Here is a 25,415-nt window from a genome sequence, read left to right as displayed (position 1 = left end):
AGGCACGGCAGTCTCTTGTCCCAACGCGGACGGCAAGGGAGGTGCCCACCATGGAAAAGATCATCCTGGACTGCGACCCCGGACATGATGACGCCATCGCCATCCTGCTGGCGGCCGGCAATCCGAAGATCGATCTCCTCGGCATCACAACGGTTTCGGGCAACCACAATGTCGAGAACACGACGCGCAATGCGCTTTCCGTATGCACCGCCTATGGCGTCAAGGTGCCGGTGGCGAAGGGCTCTCCCGGTCCGCTGATCATCGACCAGGTGCTGGCCGTCGAGATCCACGGCGATACCGGGCTCGACGGCCCCGTGCTGCCGCCCGCCTCGTTCGAACTCGACAAGCGGCATGCCGTCGACTTCATCATCGACACCGTCATGGCGCATGAGCCGAAGACGGTCACGCTGGTGCCGGTCGGCCCCTACACCAACATCGCGCTTGCCGTGCGCAAGGACCCGCGCATCGTCAGCCGCGTGAAGCGGGTCGTCGCGATGGGCGGCAGCTACACGCGCGGCAACATCACGCCCGCGGCGGAGTTCAACGTCTATGGCGACCCGGAGGCCGCCGCCGTGGTTTTCCGCGCCGCTTGGGACGTCACCATGGTGGGGCTCGACCTCACCCACCAGGCGCTGGCCACCCCGGACCTGCAGGACAGGGTGCGCGCCGTCGGCGGCCCGATGGCCAAGTTCATCCTCGATATCTGGGAGTTCATAGCGACCACGCATGGCGGCCTGCTGCAGATCGAATATCCCGCCATCCATGACGCGTGCTGCGTGGCCGCGATCATCGACGGAAGCGTCTTCACCACCGAGAAGGCCGACATCCGCGTCGAAACCGCCGGCCGCTGGACCAAGGGCATGACGGTCTGCAACTTCGAGAAGATGGGCGGCATGCACCATTTCGGCGGCACAGCGAGCGAGCAGACCGACTTCCGCCACACCGTGGCGATGAAGCTCGACCACCCGAAATTCTGCGACCTGATCGTCGATGCGCTGGAGCGGCTGGTGAGGCAGAAGGCGTGAGCCAGCTTTTGTCCGGACCACCTGGTTGAAACGAGCGACTTGGCGCCGTCCTGTCCGAGCGTCAGCCTGCTCGGGCAGAGCTGCCGGATGAACTCTGAGTAGCATGAACTCTAGTGGGGCAAGCTTTGGAGCTTCGACACCCGATCGGAAAACGGTGCGAGCACCGTGCTTTGAAACTCTGTTCTCAGGAAGTTCGCGAGTTGCCTGACCGGCAAGCGCGGTTGTTGTGGAAGAACCATCGCCAGGCGCAAGAGCGGGAGGTCCGGCATCCCATCTTCGGGCTCCAGCTTGCGCCACTCCGCTGGCACCGCGGCTTCCGGCAGGACCGTCAAGAGATCGCCGGAAGCAACCGCCAGCTGAATGCCGGCGATATCGGAAGACGAATAGACCATGCGCCAGCGTCGATCCGCCTGTTCCAGTGCGGACAGAATTTGCGGTCGAGCCCGGCAGCCATCCGGAAAAAGCGCCAGTTGGACACAGCTTGCGGCCTCGGGGCGTCTGTTGGGCGCGGAACACCAGACCTGCTTTTCCAATCGAATGACCTCGCCTTTTGGGTCTCCTGCATTCTGTGTGATGATCGCCAGATCCAGTTCACGATTGTCGACCATGTATTCAAGACGGTGCGAAAAATCGTACTGGAGATCGAGACTGACGGTCGGGTGCTGCGGAACGAACCGTTGCATAAGAGCGGTGCCGAACAGAGTCAGATAGTCATCCGGCATGCCCAACCGCACCCGGCTTTCATTCCTGCCCTCGAGAAGCGTCGCTAGCGCCTCGTCTTCAATCGCGCGAATCCTGCGCGCGTAGCCCAGGAGCCGCTCACCAACCGGCGTTAGCGTTACGCGGCGGTGACCTCGATCGAACAGCCGCAGGTCGAGGCGCTCCTCCAACCTGCCGACCGCCATGCTGGCAGCGGCCTGGGTTCGGCCGAGCCGCTCCGCGGCCGCGGTGAAGCTGCCCGTTTCCGCGACCGCAACAAAGGCTGCCAGTGCATCGCTGTCGAGATTGCGCATTCATCCGGATCCAAGGTTTCGAGGATTGATTATGTCAGATGATGACGCTTGCGGCACACTAAATCTGACTTTGGCCCTTTGGCGCCGTGCTGCAATGCGCGCCTTGCAGGACTCCGATGAGCAGCACGCCAGGTATCAGCGGCGCTTATGCTGCAATAATAAATCTGCGGTTTTCAGGTCCGCTGGTGTGGCTATTTTAGAATTGCGGCAACAAACAAGATCGCAAAGGGGAACCAATGACCAGGACCACGAAACCTCGCCAGATTCTCGCCTCGCTCGTCGGCGGCGTAATCTGCGGCTTAGGCCTGTGGGTGACGGAAGCAAGCGCCGAAACGACCTTGCGGCTTGCTCATGCTTCGTCTCCAGATAGCCTTATCAACAAGGCGATCGAGAAGTTTGCAGCCGAAGTTGCCGATACCACGAAGGGATCGGTGAAAATTCAGATCTTTCCAAACGCGCAGCTGGGCGATGAAGGCCCGATCGCCGATGGTGTCGGCGCCGGTTCCATCGACATCGGCCTTGGCGGAGCGGTCGATGCAATCGACCCGCGTTTGAACGTGCTTTCATTGCCGTTCCTGTTTCGCGACGCCGACAACGTCCACAAATTCCTCGACAGCGACCAGGGACAGAAGGTGCAGCGCCTCGGCGAAGATCGCGGCTACCTCATGCTCGGCGTTCTGGATTCAGGTTTTCGCCAGTTTGCCACAAGCAAGGCGATCGTGACGCCGGCCGACCTCGCTGGTGTCAAGATCAGGACACCGCCAAACCCGGTCATTCTGGCCACGATGAAAGAACTGGGCGCGCTCGCCGAATCCATCCCTTTCGGTCAGGTCTATACCGCGCTGCAGTCGCACGTCGTTGCGGCCGTCGAGCCCGAGATGCGCGATTACTACGACTCCAAATGGTATGAGGTCGTCAAGAACCTTTCGATCTCGAACTATATCTGGACCGCCAACTGGTGGTACATGAACAAGGACAAGTTCGAGACCCTGACGCCAGACGAACAGGCCGCGCTGAAAAAATCCGCTTCCGACACCGTTGCCTGGTACCGCAGCGAACTGACGGCAACATATGCCGAAACCCAGAAGAAGCTTGAGGAGAAAGGCGTCACGGTGACCACCGTGGATACGGCGCCCTTCGTGGCGCTCGTCAAGCCGGTTTACGACAAGTTTTCCAGCGAATGGGGCGCCGATCTGGTTTCGGCGGTCAGGCAAGCCGCGACCTCCAACTGAGGTGATCTTGATGGAGTCCGATTCCTTGACTCCCCCGCCGGCTGGGCGGGGGTGGCTGGCGCTCGCATTCGAATTCGTCGGCGTGGTCGCGTTCGTCGTCATGTTCGGCTCGACGCTGCTCGGCGTCATCGCGCGCTATTTCGAATTTGGCGGTGTCGAGTGGTCGTTCGAGATCGCTGGCATTGCGTTTATCTGGATCACCTTCATCGGCGTGATCAATGCCGAGCTGCGGGGCGAAAACGTCGCATTCGAGGCGCTGAACCACGCCGCTCCCGCCCGCCTGAGGGCGGTCTTCGACATCATCGCAACGATCGCGCTGCTGGCAATCGGCATTGCCTTCATGGTCAGTGGCTGGGCGGTTTGGCAACGCTCCTGGGCAGTGCCGACTTCGGTGCTGCGGATGCCCACCGGCGTGATCACCGCCACCGTGCTGATCCTGGGCGTGTCAGCGGTTTGCATCGCCGCTTCGCGTGTTCGACGGAACCTTGGATCGCTGTTTTCGGCACCCGGAAAAGGCGAAGCGCAATGACGATCGCGATCCTCATCGGAAGCTTCTCGTTCCTGCTCCTGATCGGTGTCCCGATCGCTTGGTGCATGGGCATAGCCAGCCTGCTGACGATCTATTTCGGCAATCTTGGCCTGCCTTTCGCCTGGTTCGCCCAGCAAACGATCCGGGGGGCGGATGCGATAACGCTCGCGGCGATTCCGCTGTTCCTGTTTGCCGGCGAATTGATGAACCGCGGCGGATTGACCGCCCGGATCATGCGGATGGCGGAACATGTTTTCGGGCGCATCAGGGGTGGCCTGGGATTGGTGAACGTCGCCACCGCCCTGGTCTATGGCGGGATAAGCGGGTCGGCCACCGCCGATACGGGCGCGGTCGGGGCGATCATGATCCCGGCAATGGCTGAACGTGGCTATCCCAAAGCGTTCGCAGCGGCGGTGACCGCGGCATCCGGCACGCTCGGCATCATCGGGCCGCAGAGCGTCATCCTGATCCTGTATGGCGTTCTGACGGGCACTTCGATCGGCGGCCTGCTCGTCGCCGCACTGGTTCCCGGCGCTTTTATCGCGGCGACTTTCATGGTGACCTCCTACATCGTCGCGCGGCGCAACAATTTCCCGCGCAACGATACGCCCTCCTCATGGGGAGAAATCGGCCGCGACGCCATCGGCGCATTGCCGGCGCTTTTGATGCCGGTGCTGGTTCTGGGGTCCATAATCGGCGGCATTGCCACGGCAACGGAAGCGTCTGCCCTTGCGGTCGTCTACTCATTCCTCGTCGGCATCCTGGTCTACCGGGAACTTCCGATCAGTTCGCTCTACTCGGCCGCGGCCGCGGCCGTCGCAACGACGGGCGTGATCATGATGATCATGGCTCTGGCCACGCCATTCGGGTGGATTTTGACCGTGGAGCAAGTGCCGGCGAATGCAGCCGCGTGGATTACCGGACTGCACACCTCGCCGTTGATCACCATCATCCTGGTCCTGGCCTTGCTGAAGGTCGTGGGCTTCTGGCTGGACCTCGGCCCCGCGCTCATCATCCTCGCGCCCATCCTTGTGCCGATCGCCCTCGCAGCAGGGCTCACGCCCTACCAGACGGGCATCGTGTTCACCATGACATTGGGCATCGGCCTGTTCACGCCGCCGATCGGAACCAATATCTTCGTTGTCTGCAAGGTGGCGAAGATCGACATGTGGTCCGTTTCGGTCTGGCTGGTGCCGTACTGGATCGCGAGCATTGTCTGCGTCGCCGTGTTGGTCGCGTTCCCTTCGCTGACCGAGTGGCTGCCCCGCCTGTTTGGAGTTTAGGTCATGCAGCATCTGGTTGGCGGTATTTCGAGCGCCGGGCGAACAGTGCCCGATCTGAATGGGCGACGTTTCCTGGTGTCTAAGGCACAGGGTCCCTATGTCTGGGACGACCAGGGCAGACGCTATGTCGATACGGCCTTGGGCTTCGGGGCAACGTTCCTGGGGCATACCGATCCGGAGGTTGCGCAAGCGATCCACCAGGCGATCGACAAGGGCTCCATGCCGGCCTACGCCCACGCCCTCGAGGAGGAGGCGGCGGCCAGCCTGGCATCCCACACCCGCAATCTCGCCAAGGTGGTGTTTCTGAACTCGGGCAGCGAGGCCGTGCACCTGGCATGCCGCGCCGCGAGAGCGGTTACGGGGCGCCGCAAGATCGTCAAGATGGCGGCCGGCTATGACGGCTGGTTCGACGACGTGGCATTCGGCAATGCCGGATCACACGAGGCCGCCATGTCTTCGAACGAAAGGCCGTCGAAGGACGATACGCTGCTTCTGCGCTTCAACGACAGGGAAGATGCCGATCTCCTCTTCGCCGAATGCACCGACATCGCCGCGATCATTCTCGAACCCATGATGGCGAATGCGGGGTGTATCCTGGCCGAAGCAGGCTACCTCCAGTACGTGGCCTCGCTTGCCAGAAAGCACGGGGCGCTGGTCATCATGGACGAGGTCCTCATGGGGTTTCGGCTCCACGCTGGACTGGCGAGCCACCTGCTCGGTGTCGAACCCGACATGGCAACCGTCGGAAAGGCAATCGGAAACGGGGTTGCCGTCGCGGCCCTGCTCTGCTCTCCCGAGTTCGCCACTGCTTTCGACGACAACAGGGTCAACAGGGCCGGAACCTATAACGGCAATCCGCTGGCCTGTGCCGCCGTAAAAGCCGCCATGAGCGTCGTCGACACCGTCGACTATCCAGCCATTCTGCAAGCCGGCAACCAATTGCGGGAGCGCGCCGTAAGCGCCTTCGCCAGCGAGGGCATATCCATTTGCACCAGCGGCTACGGAACGGTCTTCACCGTCTGGCGCGGAAACAAGGAGCCGACAAACTATCGCGAGGCCATCGCAATTTCGGATCCCGGCTTCACCTCGCGGCTCCATGTGGAACTCAGGCGCAACGGCGTGATGTCGATGCATAGCCTCTATGGCCGCCATTATGTCTCGGCCAGACATGACGAACACGCCCTGGCGCTCTGCGCCGAGGCCTTCGCGGGAACAGCCAGGCAGTTCGCGACATAGTCGCGCCCGAACAGTCTCTCTGCATACCCGAAACGGCTCCACGGACTGCGAAGCGAAAGGGGTTGGTCCGAATGAAAACGTCGATGGCGACCGTGTCCATCAGCGGTGACCTGAGCGAGAAACTCAAGGTCATAGCCAAGGCCGGCTTCGATGGCGTCGAGATATTCGAGAATGACTTCCTGACCTCGGATGAGAGCCCGCGTCAGGTGGGCAGGATGGCTCGCGACCTGGGATTGGAGGTCACGTTGTTCCAGCCGTTTCGCGATTTCGAAGGTATGCCCGACATATTGCGGTCCCGGACGTTCGACCGCGCGGAACGAAAATTCGATCTCATGCAGGAGATCGGCACCGATCTTGTCCTCGTGTGCTCCAACGTGTCCCCGGCGGCACTCGGCGGCCTGGAGCGAGCGGCTGCCGACTTTCACGAACTCGGCGATAGGGCGGCAAGACGCGGACTTCGCGTCGGCTACGAGGCTTTGGCATGGGGCCGTCACATAAGCGACCATCGCGACGCATGGGAGATCGTGCGCCGCGCCGATCACCCGAGTGTCGGTCTCATCCTCGACAGTTTTCACACGCTGGCGCGAAAGACCGAGATCAACTCGATCCGTTCCATCCCGAAGGAAAAGATCTTCATCGTCCAACTCGCCGATGCGCCACTGCTCGACATGGATCCGCTCTACTGGAGCCGCCATTTCCGCAACATGCCGGGCGAAGGCGATCTGCCCGTGCCCGATTTCATGCAGGCCGTCGTGTCGACCGGCTATGACGGCTATTTCTCGCTGGAGATATTCAACGATCAGTTCCGTGGCGGCTCCGCCGTCACGATCGCCAGGGACGGCTGGAGATCCTTGATCTGTCTCGGTGACCAGGTCAAACGCGATGAGCCGAAAACCGTCTTGTCCGTGCCTCCAATGCCGGCGCGAGGCGCTGTCGAGGGCGTGGCGTTCATCGAGTTCGCGGCCGACGAGGCAAACGGTTCCAGGCTGGAAGAACTCCTCTCCAGCCTGGGCTTCGACAAGGTCGGAAAACACAAGACCAGGTCAGCCGCGCTTTTCCGGCTGGGCCTGATCAACATCGTGATCGATACCGGCAGAGAGGGCTTCGCTGGCGCCTCCTATGCGGTCCATGGCACCTCCGCCTACGCCATGGGGCTGCTTGTCGATGATGCGGCCGCGGTCGTGAAGCGTGCGGTGGCGCTCGGCGCCGACCCGTTTTCGCAAGCTGTGGGGTCGCATGAGGCCACCATACCTGCCGTTCACGGCGCCGGTGGCGGCCTTCTGTATTTCCTGGACAAGAAATCGGGACTTGATCGCGCCTGGGCGGATGAATTTGTCTGCGTGGACGAGCAGGCGACCCCGGCCTCGACCGGGCTGACGGAGGTGGACCATGTTGCCCAGACAATGCGCTACGAGGATCTGCCGACATGCCTGCTTTTCTACATGTCGCTCGTGGAGGCGCATAAATCTCCCGTCGTCGACGTTGTCGACCCCTCGGGCATCGTGCGCAGCCAGGTCGTCGAAAACAGCGATGGTTCCCTGCGCATAACAATGAACGGCGCCGAGAACCATAATACCCTTGCAGGCCGCTTCGTTGCCGAGAATTTCGGCTCCGGCATCCAACATATCGCCCTTCAAACCGAAGACATATTCTCGACGGCAGAACAGCTCTCCCGGAATGGCTTCCCATTCCTGGCCATATCGCCGAACTACTATGAGGATCTGGAAGCCAGGTTCGGCCTGGACCCCGTGCTGACGGAACGGCTGAAAGCAAACGATATACTCTACGACCGGGATGACGACGGAGAGTATTTCCAGATATACAGCCCGACCTCCGCCGAAGGCTTCTTCTTCGAGATCGTGCAACGCGCCGGATATAAAGGCTATGGCGCTCCGAATGCAATTTTTCGTATTGCAGCTCTGCGGAAGCGTCTGCAGCCGATCGGAATTCCGCGCGGATGAAAACAGCCCACGTTGGACCATGACGACGGGCATCAGGCTTCTATCGCCAGGGAGAAGAAACCATGAGTTTGATCGTCTTGTTGAACGGCCCCAATCTTAACCTTTTGGGCAAACGACAGCCCGAAATCTACGGTCATGAAACGCTGGAGGACGTCGAGAAATCATGCCGGAGACTGTGCGGGGAACTGGGCCACGACCTGCGGTTCCATCAGAGCAATCGTGAGTACGAACTCATCGACTGGATCCACGAAGCGAGGGAACAGGCGTTCGGCATCGTGATCAACCCCGGCGCGTTCACCCACACATCGATCGCCATCCTTGACGCGCTGAACACTTTCGACGGCAAGGTCATCGAAGTGCACATTTCAAACATCCACAAGCGTGAGGAGTTTCGTCACCATTCCTACGTGTCGCGCCGCGCCGACGGTGTCATCGCAGGTCTTGGGGTGCTCGGATATGAACTTGCAATACGCCGCCTCGCCGACTTGCATGCGAAATCCAGGGCCGTTTGAACGCGGTTGCCGATCTGATCGTAGCCATCACCGCTAGAGCAATTCCGGGAAAAGCCTGAGCGGTTTTCCCGGGAAAAGCGCGTAGCGCTTTCCCTTGGGAATTGCTTCAAAAACAAAGAGATAGAGCGTTTCGCCGTTTCAGTGAAACGCTCTGGTAGCGCCTCGCGGCGGCTAGTCCCAGCATTTCCCGGACGCCGACCAAGGACACCATCCCATCTATTTCCAATGAGGGGGCAAGGACACGATGTTCTTCCCCCCGACCTGACGCGGGCCTGGCCTTCTCAGCTCTGGTCAAGCTTCGTCCGGATTGCGCCGATCGCATTCACGATCGCGTCGGCGGCTTCGCGATCAAGCGCGATCTCAACCATGCCCTCGGTCGTCTGGATCGAGAGGATACCGAGCGTACCGCTTTCATCCTCGACGGTGCTGACGTGGATTTCAGTTGGCACGAAAGGCCGTGCCTTGTCCTTGCGCTTCATCGGATACCCACATCATCGAGCAACCGACAATCGTGCAACTTTTTGACACATACAAGCCAGCTCAGGTTGAAATCTCGCCCGGGGTGAAGATCTCCCGTTTGGCCCTTCGCGTGGCCACCCGCTTCATGGCTCTCTGCCGTCCGAGCGTTGCCCTGTCACAGCACATTCATTGTTGACGGATACTTTTGGCGGGAAGTCGTTTTCAGCTGCGATGCAGGAAGCGCCATGCCCGTTCACCCTCAGTATGATAGTGGTTGCCCCAAAACCTCCGTGGATCTGTCGGAGGGTTTTGGTGGCTGGTTTGTCCGCGTATGCGAGAACGACCAGGAAATTTTCCATCAATTCAGGCGTGAGCGCGATGCGATCGCCTTCGCGGACACCCAGCGCAAGCGTCTTGGGCTGCCCCGTCCGCCGTCGGAGCGGACAGCACCCGACGGCCATAAGGCTATCAGGAAGATCAACCAGATAGCGCATGTGCTAAGAACCAGGGGGCTCGGTCGGCTCCTCCAGTTGTCGACGCTATCGCTAAGCGAACCAATCAGGTCGCAAAGGCTCCGGCGTCGCGTCGCCAGCGATGCACGACGGGCATTGTCCAGGCTCGAGGCGGCAAAGCGACCTCGCGGATTGTTCATCGATTGCGGATCAAACGTCGGCCAGGCGTATAGGTTCTTTTCCCGATATTACACGCCCGATTACTATGACTACGTTCTTGTAGAGCCCAACAAGAATTGTTTGGAGCACCTTCATGGTTTGCGCTCGGAAAACGTAGCCATTGAGGTCGTGGCCAAGGCTGCGAGCGCGAAAGATGGCTATGCCGAATTGCTTGGTCCCCCGGGGCGGTCGGACCCTACCTACGAAGGTTGCTCCATAATCCCAGGCCACAATGGAGGCTTGTATCAGCCGCAGCGATTTGCGCCGGAGCTTGTCGAAACGTTTTCGCTGTCACAGATGATCCGGGACAGGCGTGGCCTGTACGAAGTGGTTGTTCTCAAACTCGATGTCGAGGGAGCAGAGTACGAGATCCTGGACGATATAATCCGCTCGGGGCTCCATCGCGATCTCCATGCGACATATGTCGAGTTCCATTCCCTCTACATGAGGAACCCGGAGGGGCGAAAGACCGCCGCGGTGGAGCGCAAGATCGTTCATGAGTTCCAGCAGGCGGGCACTCACATAAGCAGATGGATATAGCGCCTGCCATCGTAATGGTCTTCGGCGCTTCTCGACGCCCGCCCGCCTGACGCGGAACAGGGTTCAAGTGACTGATCAACTCATCATCGGCGCCGGAATCTGAGTATGGAACGGAACATAGACATCGGCGATGAGGTGGCGATGACGGCGACTATCTTGATGGTGCGTCGGAGTGGCCGGGCGTGCGTGAGCATCCCAAGCCACAGCCTCCCATTTGCCATTGAGCCGCCGCGGAAAGCGAAGCCCGGCGACAAGGTGGCGATAACGGGCCACGTGACGCGCGTCGATGACGAGGCGGGCAAGGTAACAGTCAAGATCAGCGCTCGCGTCATCGTCGAGATCGACACCATGACCGCCCACCGAAAATTGCAGCCATCCGAACGACAGAAACCGTTTCGTGAGAGATGGGAATGAAACCCGCAAAGGCCGGAGATCGCACGGGCCGTGCTCTATTTTTGGCGTCTTGTGTCGCGAGATACCATTTCTGCGACGATTCCATAATCGCCGACGATATCGCGGACAGGGTTTCAAAGGCGGCCGAGAGCAATGCGATCCGGCGATTTCATGGCAGGGACAGATCGCCACGGGGTGCTGAAAGAAGATATCAGGTCGGGACGGTTCCCTGCCCGATCCGTCAAAACCGCGACCGACCTGGCCAACGACGTCCTCTCCGCCTTTCTGCTCCCTGGATTTCATACGCCCGCCATGGAACTTTGGCAGGCTTCCTGTTCGGTCTTTGGCAAGGCGCGCCGTCCTCACGACGCTGATCAGCCAGGTGTCCGATCGAGGTCCGCCTGGCCGCGGTCAGTGCGCCACGCCATCCGAAGCGTGCAGCAGCCGCCACGTCGAGCCAACGCGCCCATCGAACTGCGAGGCAAAGTGCTTCGCGGCCACATCCTCCAGGCCGTCATCGACGAGCGCCTCGATGCTCCGTCGCATCAGGGCGAGCTGCATCCGCCTGGCGTGCTCCAGGTCGGCCTCCCGCATGATAGCCGTCACGTGGTAGGCGACCACGGGCTGCCCGAGGCACGACAGCAGCGCGTTGGCCTCGGCTGTTACAGCGGTCACTGCATCTTCGATCTTCATTCTGGCGCTCCTCATCAAGAATGATGCTGACGCCTCCCCGCAAGGCGACGGTGGTCCGTCGCTTCTTTTTGATTTCAGACTGCCGCGCGACCGAAGGCTGCGCGCCAGGCTGATAATGCTGTCTTCTCCAGGTCCCTCGAGCCGCCTCGTCTGGCCCGCAAACAGTATCCGTCAGATTTGATTCAAAGGCGACCGGATAGTTAATCGATGGTTAATGGCAGCGCTTGCCATCCCGCACCGACCAGGATGTTTCGCCTCGACGTTTCCTGCCGCGCAATAGCCGCAAAGCTGCCCGATGGCTGCCAGGCCTGTTGATCGCCACGAAGAAAGGTTCTGTCATGCGGTTGGTCTGGACGGTCATGTTTGCACTCGCCAGCAGTGCTGCCTTCGCCGCCTCGCCCGAGGACGATTATATCGCCGCGCGCGACAAGGCGATTGCCGAGATCGCGGCGATGGAGAGCACGAACACAGCCGTGGAAACGCTCGACGCGGCCAATGAAAAGGCCCGCGCCGATCTCGAGACGCGTCTCACCGCCCTGCTCGGCCCCTTCACGGTCAAGGATTTCCCGGCTGCCGGCACCATCAATATTGAAAGCCTCTCTTCCTCCGATGTCGGCTTCGGCATGCTCGACGGCCTGCGTCATGGCACCGAGGACGGCCCCAGCATCGTGGCCTCGACACGCGGGCTGGTCGAGCGTTGGCTCAAGTCGCGCGCCGCCGAGACGGACGCCGATCTCAAACTGCCCACCGGCTTCGACGCGGCGCTGAAGCTCGACGCCTTCTACACCCAGGCCATCGGCAGCGACGCCGCCTTCACCGGCACGCTCGACTTCGCGCTGAAGACGCCTGAGGGCGCCGACATGGCGATCGCGCGGCTCGGCGGCTGGGCACAGGATATCGGGCCGAACTACGACCAGGAGGTCATCGTCACGGTCGTCAAGGGCAACAGCGTCCTGATCGCCGAAGCCCCCGCGGCACCGCCGGTCCCGAAGATCGCGGCCTGCGACGCCGCCTGGACCGCCGCCGACGCCGCCGCCCAGAAACTGGCCAAGCAGGCCACCGACGACAGCGACGAAAACACATCCGACGCCGCCAACGCCGCCTGGACCAAAGGCGACAACGACTTCCGCGCCTGCATGGGCAAGAACCTGCCTGACACCCCGGCCTATCCCGCGCTGCTTGCCCAGGCGCAGGCGCTTGCCGATCACATGGCGGGGAAGTAGGGCCGCAAGCCAGGCGCGACGGCGAAGCTGCCAATCTCCCCACCTGTGGGGGGATTGGCAGCTTCGCCGCCGGCGCCCTCTTGTTGCCCCCGCACCCCACCACCATATCGTCGGCGCGCTGGCCTTGCTGAACTCAGTTGCCAGCACCGCTAAAAATGGTTGAAAGGAAGTCCCGCACGCGCCCCGGCGCGGCGGGCGGATGAACAGCGTGGGAAAATCTGAATGACGACGGATACGAAAGCGACGGAAACCAGGGCGTTCGAGGCGGATGTCTCGCGGCTGCTGCACATGATGGTGCATTCGGTCTATTCCGATAAGGATGTCTTCCTGCGCGAGCTGATTTCCAACGCGGCTGACGCCTGCGAGAAGCTGCGCTTCGAGGCCGTCAGCCGCCCGGAACTTCTGGCCGACGATCCCAAGCCGCGCATCTCGATCTCGGCTGACGCGGACAACAAGCAGATCACCGTCGAGGATAACGGCATCGGCATGAGCCGCGACGACATGGCCGAGGCGCTGGGCACGATCGCCCGCTCGGGCACCCGCGCCTTCATCGAGCGCGTCGGCTCCGGCACCGAGGACACGCAACTCATAGGCCAGTTCGGTGTCGGCTTCTATTCCGCCTTCATGGTGGCCGACCGGGTCGATGTCATCAGCCGCCAGGCGGGAAGCGAGGAAGCCTGGCGCTGGTCGTCCGACGGCAAGGGGTCCTATGAGATCGCGCCCGCCCCGCTCGAAGCCGCGCCGAAGCGCGGCACCCGCGTCGTGCTGCATCTGATGGACGATGCCGTCTCCTATACCGGATCCTACCAGCTCGAGCAGCTGGCCAAGTCGCAGTCGGGCCATGTGCCGGTGCCGATCACGCTCATCGAAAAACCCGGCGCCGAGGCGCGCGACATCGCCGACGGCACGGCACTCTGGGTCAGGCCGAAGAGCGAGATCACGCCGAAGGAATACACTGATTTCTACCGCGGCGTCGCCGGCCAGTATGACGAGCCGGCCGCCACCATCCATTTCCGCGCCGAGGGCCGGCAGGAATATTCAGTGCTCGCCTTCGTGCCGGGATCACGTCCGTTCGATCTGTTCGACCAGGATCGCAAGGGCCGCATGAAGCTCTATGTGCGCCGCGTCTTCATCACCGACGATGCCGACCTTCTGCCGCGCTACCTGCGCTTCGTGCGCGGGCTGGTCGATTCCGCCGACCTGCCGCTCAACGTCTCGCGCGAGATGATCCAGGAAAGCCCGCTGCTCGCCTCCATCCGCAAGGGCCTGACCAACCGCGTGCTCGGCGACCTTGCCAAGCTGGCCGAAAACGAGGCCGACGCCTATGCGAAGATCTGGGACAATTTCGGCGTCGTCCTCAAGGAAGGGCTCTACGAGGACTATGAGCGGCGCGAGCAATTGCTGAAGCTCGCCCGCTTCCGCTCGACCGCCTCTGGCGACGGCTGGCGCGGCCTTGCCGACTATGTCGCCGCCATGAAGGAAGGCCAGAAGGCGATCTTCTTCATGGCCGGCGACGACCGCGCCCGGCTCGAAGCCTCGCCGCAGCTCGAAGGGTTCAAGGCGCGCGGCATCGAAGTGCTGCTGCTCACCGATCCGGTCGACAGTTTCTGGGTGACGATGGCGCCCGAATTCGACGGCAAGCCGTTCAAGTCGGTCACGCAGGGCGTGGCCGAGCTGTCCGACATCCCGCTGCTCGACGACGCCAAGAAGCCCGAGACAGCGGCGACGCCGGAGGTCGACGGCTTCCTGGCCTTCGTCAAGTCCGCCCTTGGCGATGCCGTCTCGGACGTGAAGGCATCGGATCGCCTGACCGAAAGCGCGGTCTGCCTTGTCGCCCCCGAACACGGCCCCGACCGTCAGTTCGAGCGGCTGATGAACGCCGCCGGCCGCCTCGACAAGGCGGCCAAGCCCATCCTCGAAATCAACCCGAAGCATGAGCGCGTGCTGGCGCTCGCCGGCCTCGGCGAGGACGAGCAGGCCTTCAAGGACGATGCCGCCCACCTCCTCTACGACGAGGCGCGCGTGCTCGACGGCGACAAGCCGGCCGACGCCAGGGCGTTCTCGGAACGGCTCGCAAGGCTGCTCGCGCGCGGCATCTCGAAGGGCTGAGCAATTCCAGGAAAAGTGTGGACGGTTTTCCCCGGGAAAAGCGCGCAGCGCTTTTCTTACAGGAATTGCGCCAAACAAAGTCTCAGCGCCGCTTAGCGGCCGGGCCTCATTGCCCCGCGGCAATGGCCGGCATCCGGTTGGGATGCCTGAGATGGGTCGGCGTGATGCCGGTCTGCTGGCGGAACACCCGGCTGAAATGGCCGGCATTGGTGAAGCCGCAGCGATAGGCGATGTCGCCGATCTGCAGGTCGCTGCCTTCGAGCAGCGACTTGGCATGATGCACCCTGAGCGCCAGGTAGGCCGCCATCGGACCAATACCGAGCTCGGCCTGGAAAAGCCGCTCGAGCTGGCGCCGCGAGCAGTTCAGGCGGCTTGCGATCTCAGCCACCGAGAGCGTCTCCTGAAGGTTGCTCTCCATCAGGAGGAGAGCGCGCTTCACCGCGCGGCTCGATGCCGCTGGAAACAGGTCGCCAACGGGCTGCACGTCCCGGCTGCTTCTGATCCGGTCGAGCACCAGGATCTTGGCGGCCTTCTCCGCCGCCTTCTGGCCGATGAACTGGGACACGAAATGGCCGGCAAGGTCGGCGGCGCCCGTGCCGCCGGCGCATGTCGAACGCCCACGGTCGACGGAAAACAGACTGTCGGCATGGGCGTTGACGTCAGGGAATTGGCTGCGAAAGTCCTTGATGTGGAACCAGCTGACGGCCGCGGCGTAGCCATCGAGCAGGCCGTAGCGCGCCAGCACGAAGCTTCCCGTGCAGAGCGCCGTCAGCGGCACCCCCTTCTCGGCGGCGCGCAGCAGGAACGTTTCCTTGTCCGAGCTGAGGCTGCGGTTGGTGTCGAGCAGGCCGCCGACCACCACGACATTGTCGAAATCCTCCGGATTGCCGATCCCCTTGGTCGGCAGCAGTTCCACGCCGCAACTCGCCCGGATCGGCAGGCCGCGTTCGCCGACGATCTCCCAATCGAACTCGATCCTGCGGCTGCGGTCGCCCTCGTCGCCCGCGAGCCGCAGCGTGTCGATGAACAGCGACAGCGGCGACAGCGTGAAGTCGCGCACCAACAGAAACGCAAACCGCCTTGCCATTGTGTGTCCGGAACCGTCCCCTCGCCCGTGCTGAAGCCTGTTATCACCGATGCGTATTGTTTGGCACAGGCGTCAAGCCCCGCGATCCCCAGGAGCGGCCGCTAGATGTCGGAGATGAGATCGACGACCCGGGAAGAGGCGGATATCAGGCCCACAGTCGGCCGGACACGGGATGGACAAAAAGGCCCGGGCGCCAGACGCCCGGGCCTTGCTTCAGGGATTTTGCGGGCTCAGTTCTTGCCGACGCTGGCGGCCGCTTGCTTGATGAGGCTGGCGACAGCCGCCGGATCGGAGACATAGACCGCGTGGCTGCCGGGCACTTCCACCGTCGTCGCTCCGGCCCGGGTCGCCATCTGGCGCTGTGCCGGCGGCGGGATCATGTGGTCGTCGGTGGCGACGAGATACCAGCTCGGCTTCACTCTCCAGGCCGGCTTGGTGACCTTGCCTTCGAGCGCCGGGATACCCCACGGCACCTGCGAGTCCGCCATGAAGGAGGCGAGCGAGGGGCGCACATCGGCGGCGAAGGCAGCGGCGAACTTGGCCTTGTCGAGCATCAGGAAGCCATCGACGGGGGGCAGGATCGGCGGCACCGAAGCGCCGGGAGGCGGGTTGGCGATCAGGGTCGAGACCGACTCGCCGGCATCCGCCGCGAAGGCCGCGATGTAGACGACACCAGCCACCTTGGGATCGGTGCCGGCTTCCGACACCACCACGCCGCCATAGGAGTGGCCGACCAGGATGACATTGCCCGGGGCGGCAGCGATGGCGCGCTTGGTCACCTCGACATCGTCGGCAAGCGAGGTGGTCGGGTTCTGGACGATGGTGACGTCGTAGCCGTCCTTCTTGAGCTGGTGGTAGACGCCTTCCCAGCCGGAGCCATCGACGAAGCCGCCATGAACGAGGACGACGGAATTTGCTGCATTGTTCGACATTTGAGTTCTCCTTTTCAAAGTGTTGTTTGCGTTGGTTGCAGGAGGACTATGCGACGCGGTCGCCGCGCTCGCTTTGAGACGACCTTCAGGACCTCTTGATTTTCCCTTGAGATGGCTTTGATTTTGCGGCCGCGACATGGCTACAGTGTCCAGACTCGCGATTTCCGCCCCATCCGGAGCCAGCAATTTGCCGTATCTCTTCGAGGATTTCGCTCTGGACGGCGAGCGGCGCGAACTGCGCCGTGGCAATGATCTGGTCCCCGTCGAGCCGCAAGTGTTCGACCTCTTGCAATACCTGATCCGCAATCGCGAGCGGGTGGTGAGCAAGGACGACCTGGTCGACGCTGTCTGGCAGGGGCGCATCGTCTCCGACGCCACGCTGGCCAGCCGCGTCAACGCCGCCCGCAGCGCCCTTCAGGACAATGGCGAGCAGCAGCGCCTCGTCCGCACCATCCTGCGCAGGGGCTTTCGGTTCGTCGGCATCGTGCGCGAGGAGGCAGGCGCAGAGGCGATCGCCCCGGTCGAGCAGGCGAAGCCCGGCCTTGGCATTCCCGCCCGCCCCTCCATCGCCGTGCTGCCCTTCGTCAACCTGAGCGGCGACGCCGATCAGGACTATTTTGCCGACGGCATGGTCGAGGACATCATCGCCGGCCTGTCGCGCATCCGCTGGCTGTTCGTGATCGCGCGGAATTCTTCGTTCACCTACAAGGGCCGCGCGGTCGATGTGAAGCAGGTCGGGCGCGAACTCGGCGTGCGCTATGTGCTGGAAGGCAGCGTGCGCAAGGTCGGCAGCCGCGTGCGCATCACCGGCCAGTTGATCGATGCCGAGGATGGCGGCCATCTGTGGGCCGAACGCTACGACCGCGAACTGACCGACGTCTTCGCACTGCAGGACGAGATCACCATCAGCGTCGTCGCGGCCATGGAGCCCAATTTGCGCAGGGCCGAGATCGAACGCGTCAAACGCCAGCGCCCCGACAGTCTCGACGCCTACGATCTTTTTCTGCGCGCGTTGCCCGACGTCTATACCTTCATGCCGCAGGGCGCCGCCAAGGGCCTGCCGCTGCTCGACCAGGCGCTGGCCATCGAGCCGACCTATGCGCTCGTCCATGGCTTTGCCGCATGGGCGCACCAAACCCTTTTTATCCGTGGCGGCATGGAGGCGGAGCATAGCCAGAAGGCGTCCCGCCATGCCCATGCGGCGATCGAGCACGGCTCGGGGGACGCCATGGCGCTGGCTCTGGCCGGCTTCACCATCGGGCTGGTCGAGCATGACCGCAGGCTCGCCGACCAGGCGTTTTCGCAGGCGCTCGCGCTCAGCGCCTCATGTGCCTTCGTCTACGCCTTTGGCTGCGTGCCGGTCGCCTATGGCGGCGATGCGACACGGGCCATCGACTGGGGCGAGCAGGCGTTGCGGCTGAACCCGCTGGACGCCATGAACTGCGTGCCGCAAGGCATGATCGGCTTCGGCAATTTTCTCAACGGCCGGCATGAGCAGGCGATCGCGGCCGGCCGACGGGCGGTGGAGATGAACCCCGGCTTCAGCATCCTGCACGGATGGCTGGCCGCTCCCCTTGCCCGGCTCGGCCGGATCGAGGAGGCCAAGGCTTCGGCCGCACGGCTGTTATCGCTTGATCCCCGCTTCACCATCGGCCGTTGGTCCGCCGCCGTCGGACTTGCGCCTGACATCATCGACGACGTCAGCGACGCCATGCGAACAGCAGGGTTGCCGGCATAGAAGGCGATTGCCGTAGGGTAAAGTTCAACCAGGTCGAACGGCCATGGCCCCCTGTCGCCATGCCGTCCGCCGGTCAAGTTTCGCCGTCGATCGCAGCCGGCGGCGTGCTGATATCCACTGGCTCAATCGCCCACTGTAGACATCGGGCCTTTAATCACCCAATCTTGGTACCGGGAACAAAACAGGCGCTTCAAAGAAAGCGCACCGGGTGGTCATGAAACGACGATGGACATTGTATGATCCGCGGCTGGCCTGGATGTTGGTCGCGCCGGTGCTCTTGCTGCTGATCTTCTTCCTGGTGCTGCCGATCGCCGTGATGGGCGCCTACACCTTTTTCACCTTCGTCACCGCCGGTGTGGAGACGAGCGCGCTGACGACCGCCAACTGGCACGAATTCCTCACCGACAGCTACTATCACGGCTTCCTCCTGAAGACGCTGCGCGTCGGCGCGATGACGGCGCTGCTCTGCGGCGTGCTCGGCTATTTTCCGGCCTATTTCATCTGGGCCACCAGCTTCAAGCACAAATGGCTGCTCCTGCTTTTGCTCATCGTGCCGTTCTGGATCTCCTTCACCATCCGCACCTTCTCCTGGATCAACATCCTGGGCGAACAGGGGGTCATCAACGTCGCGCTGCTGAGGATGGGGATCATCAGCGATCCGCTGCCAATGCTCTACAATGAGGGCGCGGTGATCCTGGGGCTCCTGCACTTCCTGCTGCCCTACATGATCCTCAACGTCTATGTCAGCCTCGAGGGCATAGACCGCACGCTGATCTCGGCCGCCCGCTCCATGGGCTGCACCAGCGCGCAGGCGTTCCGCGAGGTCACGCTGCCGCTGTCCCTGCCGGGCCTCGCGGCGGGCCTGCTGCTCTGCTTCGTGCTGGCCGCCGGCAGCTATGTGACGCCGCAGCTTCTGGGTTCGGGGCGCGACGCGCTGTTCGGCAATCTGATCTACGACACCATCATGGGCGAGCTGAACTGGCCGATGGGCGCCACGCTTTCGATCGTGCTGTTCCTCGTGCTTGGCTTCTTCGCCGCCATCTACACCCGCTACATGGGCATGTCGCAGATCGTCAAAGGATTGGGCGGATGACGGGATTGGGCGGATGAAGGCGCGGCGCAAGGAAGAAGGCAGATGGGCCTGGCGGCTGACCGGCTTCGTCACGCTCTGCGTCTACATCTTCATGTTCGCGCCGATCGTGGCGACCGTCATCCTGTCGTTCAACGCCTCGATGTTCGGCGGCTTCCCGATGACCGGCTTTTCCCTGCAATGGTACGCCAAGCTGATGACCAACGAGCAGGTGCTGGCCGCCTTCCGCACCTCGCTGTGGATCGCGCTCGTCACCGCCGCCGTCACCACGGCGATAGGCGTGGTGACAGCGTTTGCGCTGGTGCGCTTCGAATTCCCCGGCAAGCAGGCGCTGAGCACGCTGGTGATCCTGCCGGCGCTGGTGCCGGAGACCATCCTCGGCGTCGGCCTTCTGGTGCTGATCAAGGCGATCGACCAGCCAAGGACCATGCTGCTGCTGGTGCTCGGCCATATCCTGCTTGCCGTGCCCTATGTGGTGCTGATCGCGCAGGCGCGCATGGTCGGCATCCGCCGCGTCTACGAGGAGGCGGCGCTCTCGCTGGGCGCCTCGCGCTTCTCGTCCTTCCGCGAGATCACGCTGCCGCTGCTCATCCCCGCCGTCGTCGGCGGCGCGCTGCTCGCCTTCACCATCTCGTTCGACAACACGTCGGCCAGCCTGTTCTGGCGCCCGGCTGGCGTCGAGACCATGCCCACCCAGATCCTTTCGATGCTCAAGATCTCGATCAGCCCCGAGATCAACGCGCTCGGCACCGTGATGATCCTGGTGACCGTAGGCATCCCGCTGCTCGGCGGCCTGATCCTGCAAAGCCTGACCAGATTGAAAAGACGTGGCGAACCAAAGGAGGAAGCACGATGAAACTGTCCAACGGCAAGCGGCTTGAACGGCTGCATGATAGATATCGCAACGGTGATCTCAGCCGCCGCACTTTCCTGACGCTGACAGCCGCCGCGGCTGCCGCGGCGGGTCTCGACATGCCCTGGATGCGGCAGGCGCTCGCCGCGGTCCAGGAGGTTCGCTTCGACGGCTGGGGCGGCACGGTGCAGGACGCGATCGACAAATACGCCTTCCAGCCCTACACGACCAAAACCAAGATCAAGGTCGTCCAGGGCACGTTCGGCGACGAGGACGAGATCATCACCAAGATCAAGACCTCGAAGCCCGGCGACTACCAGGTCATCCATTCCTCCGGCGTCAACTACTACATCAAATACGTCAATGGCGGCCTGACCTCGGAGATCAACGAGGCCAACATTCCCAACATGGCGAATGTGCTGCAGCCGATGATCGACCCGTTCCGCAAGCTGACGCCGAAACTCTCGGCCGTGCCTTACGATTACGGCACGACAGGCATCGCCTACAACACCAAGGTGATCTCGCCCGAGGAAGCCAAGGAAAAGGGCGCCGCCCTTTTGCTCGACAAGAAATATGCCGGCAAGGTCGGCGGCTATGACGACATGACCACGCGCGTCTGGTACGCCGCGCTCGCCACCGGGCAGGACCCCAACAACATCAAGGACATGGACACGATCTGGGCCAAGGTGCGCGAGACGCGCGACCTCGCCAAGAAGTTCTGGAGCTCCGGCGCCGAGCTGATGGACCTGCTTTCCAAGGGCGAGATCGTGGTGACCGACGCCTGGTCGGGCCGCGTCGCCGCCTTGCAGGACCAGGGCCATCCGATCGGCTATCTCGATCCGGCCGGCTCCTACGCCTGGATGGAGGACATGCTGATCCTGAAGGGCTCGCCGATGGCCGAGTGCGAGGAGCTGATCAACTTCATGCTCGACCCGGCGACCTCCATCGCGGTGGCCGAGGGCCAGAGCTATCCGCCATCGCTCGACCCGACCAAGGTCAAGCTCACCGAGAAGATCGAGAAGTTGCCGGCCTTCGACAAGACCGGCACGATGAAGTCGCTGACCTTCGCCGACCCGGTCTACTGGGCGACCAATGAGGACGCCTGGACCAAGCAGTGGAACAGGATCTCGAAAGGTGCCTGACAGAAACGACCTCTCAGAATTGCCCCGGCCGGAAGCGGCCGGGGCGACGCTGTCCGGCGCGGGCAAGGCCGCATCGGACAGCGCCGAGGCGAGCCAGCCGGCGGTCGAGTTCCGCAACATCGACATCGCTTATGGCAAGTTCGTCGCCGTGCGCGATTTCTCGCTGTCGATCCGCAAGGGCTCCTTCGTCACGCTGCTCGGACCTTCGGGCTGCGGCAAGACCACGATCCTGCGCTCGATCGCCGGCCTGGTCGACATTTCGGGCGGCCAGATCATGATCGATGGGCGCCGGGTCGACGACGTGCCGATCTACAAGCGCAATATCGGCCTTGTCTTCCAGAGCTACGCGCTGTTCCCGCACAAGACCGTGTTCGACAACGTCGCCTTCGGCCTGAAATACCGCAACGTGCCGAAGCCCGAAATCGTGCGCAGGGTCGGCAAGGCGCTCGAGATGGTGCGGCTGCCGGGCAGCGAGAAGAAACTGCCCTCGCAATTGTCGGGCGGCCAGCAGCAGCGCATCGCGCTCGCCCGCGCCATCGTCTTCGAGCCGCAGGTGCTTTTGCTCGACGAGCCGCTATCGGCCCTGGATGCCAATATGCGCGAGGAGATGCGTGTCGAGATCAAGAAGATCCAGAAGGAAACCGGCATCACCGCCATCTTCGTCACCCACGACCAGGAAGAAGCGCTCTCCATGTCGGACCGCATCGTGGTGATGAACGCGGGATCGGCCGAGCAGATCGGCACGCCCGAGGAAGTCTACGAGCGGCCCGCCACCGCCTTCGTCGCCGACTTCCTCGGCAAGGCCAACATGCTGCCCGGCACGGTGAGCGGATCCGGCAAGGCAACGGCTGTGGTGCTTGCCAGCGGCCAGACGGTCAACGTGGCCTGTCCAAGGCAGCTTGCCGACGGCAGCAAGGTCACCGTGGTGGTGCGGCCGCAGAAACTGACGGTCGGCGCGGCGGCGGGCGCCAACCATCTGTCCGGCCGCGTCGTCTCGGCGTCATACCTGGGCGGCAGCGCCATCTACGAGATCGATATCGGCGGCAAGACCAGCGTCCGGGCCAACGCAACGATCAGTGGCCGGGTCCTTCGCGAAGGCGAGGCCATCGACCTCGGATTCGATCCCGAGGGCTGCGTTCTGCTCGACGAGGATGGTCAGCGCATTTCGTGATGCGGGCCGCTCTGCCCCAGGCGCGGCTCCGTTCCGGCCAAGAGCCGCCGGATGTTGGCGCGATGGCGCGCGACCACGTAGAGCCCGCCGGCGATCACCAGCAGCCGGGAGGGCAAGGGCTGCTCCAGGGCGCAGGCCAGAGCGATCGCGGTCAACGCCGCCAGCATTGAGCTCAGGGAGACAATTCGGGAAAGAGCCAGCACCACACAGAAAACCGCCGCGGCACCCATGCCGATCGGCCATGACAGCGCCAGAAGCACGCCGAGCCCCGTCGCCGCGGATTTGCCGCCGGTGAAATTCAGCCAGATCGAACGGCCATGCCCAAGCAGCACGGCAAGTCCGGCGAGGCAGACGGCCCAGGGCACGAGACTTTGCGCATCGAGCCCTGTCGGGTGCGTAAGGAATGGCAGCGCATAAAACCAGCGGGCAAACACGATCGCCGCCACGCCCTTCAGCACGTCGACCAGCAGCACCGCCAAGGCAGGCCCTTTGCCCAGCGTCCGCAACACGTTGGTGGCGCCGGTGGATCTGGAGCCATGCTCCCGGATGTCGATGCCGCCCAGCAGTCTCCCCGCCAGATAGCCCGTGGGGATCGAACCGAAGAGATAGGCGATCGCCAGTCCGGCCACGCTCGCTATCCAGAACACCATGGCGGTCACCCCCGTTGCGGATCAATCGCTCTACCCTTATATAGCCGCTGTCGGAAAAGGCAGGGTTGGTTTGGTAAGCCCAACTCCTCTCGGTAACGAGAGCTCTGGTCTTTGGCTTCGTGCACGAGATCCCCACGACGAACATCGGACGCTGTTTGAGCGTCCAATCGTTCGTCCGTGTGACTCTCAAACTCGAGGAACGCTCCGGTCGAACACATCGACCAAGGAGTAGTTTCATGCACAACCCGATTCCCCATGATGTCGTGCCATATGATGTCTTGATTGCCGGCGCCGGTCCGGTCGGCCTGTTTCTCGCCTGCGAGCTGCGCCTGGCGGGCCTCTCCGTACTGGTGCTGGAGCAGGCCGAAGACCCGTACTCGCCGCTGAAGCGGCTTCCCTTCGGCATGCGCGGCCTGTCGGCACCCACCATCGAGGCCTTCCACCGGCGCGGCCTGCTGGACGACGTTGCGTCGCCCGCGAAGGATGGCCCCGCCGGCGGCAAAGCGGCCGCCGCGCATTGGATGCAGCAGCCGCGCCGCCCGGGCGGCCATTTCGCCGGCATCCAGTTCTATCTCGATGCCATCGACAGCTCGCAATGGCCCTATCGCCTGCCCGGCCCGGCCGGCACCAGCATGGCGGTCGAGATGGAGCATCTCGAAACCGTGCTTGCCGCCCGCGCGGGCGCCATGGGCGCCGAGATCAGGCGCGGCCTCGGCGTCGACGGCTTCAGCCAGTCGGACGAGGACGTGACCATTAGCGCCGGAAGCGAGATTTTTCGCGCCCGCTGGCTCGTCGGTTGCGATGGCGGCCGCAGCACGGTCCGCAAGCTTGGCGGCTTTGCCTTCACCGGCACCGATGCCGAGTTCACCGGCTATTCCGTCGAAGTCGAGCTGGCCGATCCGGACACGCTGAGCCTCGGCCGCCACTACACGGCGACGGGCATGTACACTTACGCACGGCCCGGCACGATCGCGATGGTCGAGTTCGACGGCGCCGCTTTCCATCGGACAGAGCCGATCACGCTGGAGCATGTGCAGGCCGTGTTGCGCCGCGTGTCCGGCACGGGCGTCACGGTCGCGGATCTGCACCTCGCCACGACCTGGACCGATCGCGCTTACCAGGCGACGACCTACCGCAACGGCCGGGTGCTGCTTGCCGGCGATGCCGCGCACATCCATTCGCCTTTGGGTGGCCAGGGGCTCAATCTCGGGCTCGGCGATGCGATGAACCTCGGCTGGAAGCTCGCCGCCACCATCCGCGGCGACGCGCCGGCCGGTCTGCTCGACAGCTATTTCGATGAACGGCATCCGGTCGGCGCGCAAATTCTCGACTGGTCGCGCGCCCAGGTCGCGCTGATGCGGCCAAGCCCCAGTTCGCGCGCGCTCGAAGCCATCATCCGCGATCTCATCGCCACGCGCGACGGCGCGACCTACTTCGCCGAGCGCGTCTGGGGCGTTTCCCTGCGCTACGATCTCGGCGGCAGCCACAGGCTGGTGGGCCGCGGCGCGCCCGACTTCGAACTGGCCGACGGGACGAGGCTCGGCGAGCGCCTGAGGAGCGGGCAAGGCCTGCTGCTGGACTTCGATGCCCACCCTGCCCTGCAAGCGCTTGCAAGCCGCTGGAACGGGCGGATCACCTATGTCGCGGAGGATGCCAGGGAGCGGCTGGGCCTGAGCGCCCTGCTCGTGCGCCCCGATGGCTTCGTCGCCTGGGCTGCCGATGATGGGCCTGACCTCGAGCACGCCGCCCAGGCCGCGTCACGATGGTTTGGCGAAGGCGACTAGCTGCCCATATGTGATAGAGGAACCGTTTGAGCATGGTTTCGGTTGTCTGCTGTGGGAACTGTCGTTCCACGAAGGCCCCTGATGAGCGA

The 25,415-nt window shown here is 63.2% G+C and carries 23 protein-coding genes; 17 read left to right on the top strand and 6 right to left on the bottom strand.

The genetic code is table 11. The features are described from left to right. The first annotated feature begins 50 nt into the window (after positions 1 to 50). Complete coding sequence (locus AC07UC_RS15955) at positions 51 to 1,025, top strand: nucleoside hydrolase (RefSeq protein WP_494906680.1); 975 nt, start codon at positions 51 to 53, stop codon at positions 1,023 to 1,025. 110 nt (positions 1,026 to 1,135) lie between these two features. Here the strand turns inward: AC07UC_RS15955 and AC07UC_RS15950 are convergent, their stop codons facing one another. Next, a complete protein-coding gene (locus tag AC07UC_RS15950; RefSeq protein ID WP_494906679.1) occupies positions 1,136 to 2,038 on the bottom strand; it encodes a LysR family transcriptional regulator in 903 nt (300 codons plus the stop codon). A gap of 236 nt (positions 2,039 to 2,274) precedes the next feature. Between AC07UC_RS15950 and AC07UC_RS15945 the strand changes: the two genes are divergently transcribed. From AC07UC_RS15945 to aroQ, 6 genes are all read left to right on the top strand, one after another. Next, positions 2,275 to 3,270, top strand: coding sequence for a TRAP transporter substrate-binding protein (locus tag AC07UC_RS15945; protein WP_202326711.1), 996 nt, complete (start codon positions 2,275 to 2,277; stop codon positions 3,268 to 3,270). Positions 3,271 to 3,280: 10 nt separating this feature from the next. After that, a complete protein-coding gene (locus tag AC07UC_RS15940; protein ID WP_494906678.1) occupies positions 3,281 to 3,799 on the top strand; it encodes a TRAP transporter small permease in 519 nt (172 codons plus the stop codon). After that, a complete protein-coding gene (locus AC07UC_RS15935) occupies positions 3,796 to 5,082 on the top strand; it encodes a TRAP transporter large permease (protein WP_202326709.1) in 1,287 nt (428 codons plus the stop codon). The genes AC07UC_RS15940 and AC07UC_RS15935 overlap by 4 nt, the downstream gene beginning before the upstream one ends. A gap of 3 nt (positions 5,083 to 5,085) precedes the next feature. After that, a complete protein-coding gene (locus AC07UC_RS15930) occupies positions 5,086 to 6,318 on the top strand; it encodes an aminotransferase class III-fold pyridoxal phosphate-dependent enzyme (RefSeq protein ID WP_494906677.1) in 1,233 nt (410 codons plus the stop codon). Between the two features lie 71 nt (positions 6,319 to 6,389). Further along, positions 6,390 to 8,279 carry a bifunctional sugar phosphate isomerase/epimerase/4-hydroxyphenylpyruvate dioxygenase family protein gene (locus tag AC07UC_RS15925; protein WP_494906676.1) on the top strand — a complete coding sequence of 630 codons (1,890 nt, stop codon included), beginning with the start codon at positions 6,390 to 6,392 and terminating at the stop codon, positions 8,277 to 8,279. 62 nt (positions 8,280 to 8,341) lie between these two features. Continuing rightward, positions 8,342 to 8,791: a type II 3-dehydroquinate dehydratase gene (gene aroQ / locus AC07UC_RS15920; protein WP_202326706.1), complete on the top strand. Its 450-nt coding sequence runs from the start codon at positions 8,342 to 8,344 to the stop codon at positions 8,789 to 8,791. A gap of 281 nt (positions 8,792 to 9,072) precedes the next feature. On the opposite strand, the gene AC07UC_RS15915 is transcribed toward aroQ, so the two are convergent. Continuing rightward, positions 9,073 to 9,270 (bottom strand): hypothetical protein, encoded by a 198-nt coding sequence (locus AC07UC_RS15915; RefSeq protein ID WP_202326705.1) that lies wholly within the window; start codon positions 9,268 to 9,270, stop codon positions 9,073 to 9,075. A gap of 225 nt (positions 9,271 to 9,495) precedes the next feature. On the opposite strand from AC07UC_RS15915, the gene AC07UC_RS15910 reads away from it, so the two are divergent. Together AC07UC_RS15910 and AC07UC_RS15905 are read left to right on the top strand one after the other, a co-directional pair. Beyond that, complete coding sequence (locus AC07UC_RS15910; protein WP_494906675.1) at positions 9,496 to 10,461, top strand: FkbM family methyltransferase; 966 nt, start codon at positions 9,496 to 9,498, stop codon at positions 10,459 to 10,461. Positions 10,462 to 10,566: 105 nt separating this feature from the next. Next, complete coding sequence (locus AC07UC_RS15905; RefSeq protein ID WP_202326704.1) at positions 10,567 to 10,875, top strand: hypothetical protein; 309 nt, start codon at positions 10,567 to 10,569, stop codon at positions 10,873 to 10,875. Between the two features lie 390 nt (positions 10,876 to 11,265). On the opposite strand, the gene AC07UC_RS15900 is transcribed toward AC07UC_RS15905, so the two are convergent. Beyond that, positions 11,266 to 11,547, bottom strand: coding sequence for a hypothetical protein (locus AC07UC_RS15900; protein ID WP_244735456.1), 282 nt, complete (start codon positions 11,545 to 11,547; stop codon positions 11,266 to 11,268). 338 nt (positions 11,548 to 11,885) lie between these two features. On the opposite strand from AC07UC_RS15900, the gene AC07UC_RS15895 reads away from it, so the two are divergent. Both AC07UC_RS15895 and htpG read left to right on the top strand, forming a co-directional pair. After that, positions 11,886 to 12,770: a hypothetical protein gene (locus AC07UC_RS15895; RefSeq protein ID WP_494906674.1), complete on the top strand. Its 885-nt coding sequence runs from the start codon at positions 11,886 to 11,888 to the stop codon at positions 12,768 to 12,770. Between the two features lie 222 nt (positions 12,771 to 12,992). After that, the gene (gene htpG / locus AC07UC_RS15890; RefSeq protein ID WP_494906673.1) at positions 12,993 to 14,879 is read left to right on the top strand and encodes a molecular chaperone HtpG; all 1,887 of its coding nucleotides are present in this window, start codon (positions 12,993 to 12,995) and stop codon (positions 14,877 to 14,879) included. 106 nt (positions 14,880 to 14,985) lie between these two features. On the opposite strand, the gene AC07UC_RS15885 is transcribed toward htpG, so the two are convergent. Both AC07UC_RS15885 and AC07UC_RS15880 read right to left on the bottom strand, forming a co-directional pair. Further along, complete coding sequence (locus AC07UC_RS15885) at positions 14,986 to 15,966, bottom strand: GlxA family transcriptional regulator (protein ID WP_140774017.1); 981 nt, start codon at positions 15,964 to 15,966, stop codon at positions 14,986 to 14,988. Between the two features lie 230 nt (positions 15,967 to 16,196). Beyond that, a complete protein-coding gene (locus AC07UC_RS15880; protein ID WP_494906672.1) occupies positions 16,197 to 16,898 on the bottom strand; it encodes an alpha/beta hydrolase in 702 nt (233 codons plus the stop codon). 187 nt (positions 16,899 to 17,085) lie between these two features. On the opposite strand from AC07UC_RS15880, the gene AC07UC_RS15875 reads away from it, so the two are divergent. From AC07UC_RS15875 to AC07UC_RS15855, 5 genes are all read left to right on the top strand, one after another. Next, positions 17,086 to 18,636, top strand: coding sequence for a winged helix-turn-helix domain-containing protein (locus tag AC07UC_RS15875; RefSeq protein WP_494906671.1), 1,551 nt, complete (start codon positions 17,086 to 17,088; stop codon positions 18,634 to 18,636). A gap of 214 nt (positions 18,637 to 18,850) precedes the next feature. After that, positions 18,851 to 19,729, top strand: a complete 879-nt coding sequence (locus tag AC07UC_RS15870) for an ABC transporter permease (RefSeq protein WP_494906670.1) — start codon at positions 18,851 to 18,853, stop codon at positions 19,727 to 19,729. 13 nt (positions 19,730 to 19,742) lie between these two features. Next, positions 19,743 to 20,582, top strand: coding sequence for an ABC transporter permease (locus AC07UC_RS15865; RefSeq protein ID WP_140774019.1), 840 nt, complete (start codon positions 19,743 to 19,745; stop codon positions 20,580 to 20,582). Further along, positions 20,579 to 21,721 (top strand): ABC transporter substrate-binding protein, encoded by a 1,143-nt coding sequence (locus AC07UC_RS15860; RefSeq protein ID WP_140774020.1) that lies wholly within the window; start codon positions 20,579 to 20,581, stop codon positions 21,719 to 21,721. Before AC07UC_RS15865 ends, AC07UC_RS15860 begins: the two co-directional genes overlap by 4 nt. After that, a complete protein-coding gene (locus AC07UC_RS15855; RefSeq protein ID WP_494906669.1) occupies positions 21,714 to 22,892 on the top strand; it encodes an ABC transporter ATP-binding protein in 1,179 nt (392 codons plus the stop codon). Before AC07UC_RS15860 ends, AC07UC_RS15855 begins: the two co-directional genes overlap by 8 nt. On the opposite strand, the gene plsY is transcribed toward AC07UC_RS15855, so the two are convergent. Next, entirely contained in the window at positions 22,877 to 23,542 is a 666-nt protein-coding gene (plsY, locus tag AC07UC_RS15850) for a glycerol-3-phosphate 1-O-acyltransferase PlsY (RefSeq protein ID WP_494906668.1), read from the bottom strand. The genes AC07UC_RS15855 and plsY overlap by 16 nt on opposite strands. Before the next feature lie 236 nt (positions 23,543 to 23,778). Here plsY and AC07UC_RS15845 point away from each other — a divergent pair, with 236 nt between their 5' ends. Further along, positions 23,779 to 25,326, top strand: coding sequence for an FAD-dependent monooxygenase (locus AC07UC_RS15845; RefSeq protein ID WP_494906667.1), 1,548 nt, complete (start codon positions 23,779 to 23,781; stop codon positions 25,324 to 25,326). The last annotated feature ends 89 nt before the right edge of the window (positions 25,327 to 25,415 follow it).

It is taken from the genome of Mesorhizobium sp. GW821-FHT04C10, from assembly GCF_059420305.1.
The sequence above is the reverse complement of the archived record's forward strand: the minus strand, read 5'-3'. Positions and strand labels throughout refer to the sequence as shown.

Coding starts and splice junctions, on each gene's coding strand:
- htpG (WP_494906673.1), top strand. CDS start 12,993: ATGACGACGGATACGAAAGCGACGGAAACCAGGGCGTTCGAGGCGGAT.
- AC07UC_RS15885 (WP_140774017.1), bottom strand. CDS start 15,966: ATGGCAAGGCGGTTTGCGTTTCTGTTGGTGCGCGACTTCACGCTGTCG.
- AC07UC_RS15950 (WP_494906679.1), bottom strand. CDS start 2,038: ATGCGCAATCTCGACAGCGATGCACTGGCAGCCTTTGTTGCGGTCGCG.
- AC07UC_RS15955 (WP_494906680.1), top strand. CDS start 51: ATGGAAAAGATCATCCTGGACTGCGACCCCGGACATGATGACGCCATC.
- AC07UC_RS15905 (WP_202326704.1), top strand. CDS start 10,567: ATGGAACGGAACATAGACATCGGCGATGAGGTGGCGATGACGGCGACT.
- AC07UC_RS15900 (WP_244735456.1), bottom strand. CDS start 11,547: ATGAAGATCGAAGATGCAGTGACCGCTGTAACAGCCGAGGCCAACGCG.
- aroQ (WP_202326706.1), top strand. CDS start 8,342: ATGAGTTTGATCGTCTTGTTGAACGGCCCCAATCTTAACCTTTTGGGC.
- AC07UC_RS15935 (WP_202326709.1), top strand. CDS start 3,796: ATGACGATCGCGATCCTCATCGGAAGCTTCTCGTTCCTGCTCCTGATC.
- AC07UC_RS15940 (WP_494906678.1), top strand. CDS start 3,281: ATGGAGTCCGATTCCTTGACTCCCCCGCCGGCTGGGCGGGGGTGGCTG.
- AC07UC_RS15860 (WP_140774020.1), top strand. CDS start 20,579: ATGAAACTGTCCAACGGCAAGCGGCTTGAACGGCTGCATGATAGATAT.
- AC07UC_RS15945 (WP_202326711.1), top strand. CDS start 2,275: ATGACCAGGACCACGAAACCTCGCCAGATTCTCGCCTCGCTCGTCGGC.
- AC07UC_RS15865 (WP_140774019.1), top strand. CDS start 19,743: ATGAAGGCGCGGCGCAAGGAAGAAGGCAGATGGGCCTGGCGGCTGACC.
- plsY (WP_494906668.1), bottom strand. CDS start 23,542: ATGGTGTTCTGGATAGCGAGCGTGGCCGGACTGGCGATCGCCTATCTC.
- AC07UC_RS15930 (WP_494906677.1), top strand. CDS start 5,086: ATGCAGCATCTGGTTGGCGGTATTTCGAGCGCCGGGCGAACAGTGCCC.
- AC07UC_RS15895 (WP_494906674.1), top strand. CDS start 11,886: ATGCGGTTGGTCTGGACGGTCATGTTTGCACTCGCCAGCAGTGCTGCC.
- AC07UC_RS15870 (WP_494906670.1), top strand. CDS start 18,851: ATGAAACGACGATGGACATTGTATGATCCGCGGCTGGCCTGGATGTTG.
- AC07UC_RS15845 (WP_494906667.1), top strand. CDS start 23,779: ATGCACAACCCGATTCCCCATGATGTCGTGCCATATGATGTCTTGATT.
- AC07UC_RS15925 (WP_494906676.1), top strand. CDS start 6,390: ATGAAAACGTCGATGGCGACCGTGTCCATCAGCGGTGACCTGAGCGAG.
- AC07UC_RS15880 (WP_494906672.1), bottom strand. CDS start 16,898: ATGTCGAACAATGCAGCAAATTCCGTCGTCCTCGTTCATGGCGGCTTC.
- AC07UC_RS15915 (WP_202326705.1), bottom strand. CDS start 9,270: ATGAAGCGCAAGGACAAGGCACGGCCTTTCGTGCCAACTGAAATCCAC.
- AC07UC_RS15910 (WP_494906675.1), top strand. CDS start 9,496: ATGCCCGTTCACCCTCAGTATGATAGTGGTTGCCCCAAAACCTCCGTG.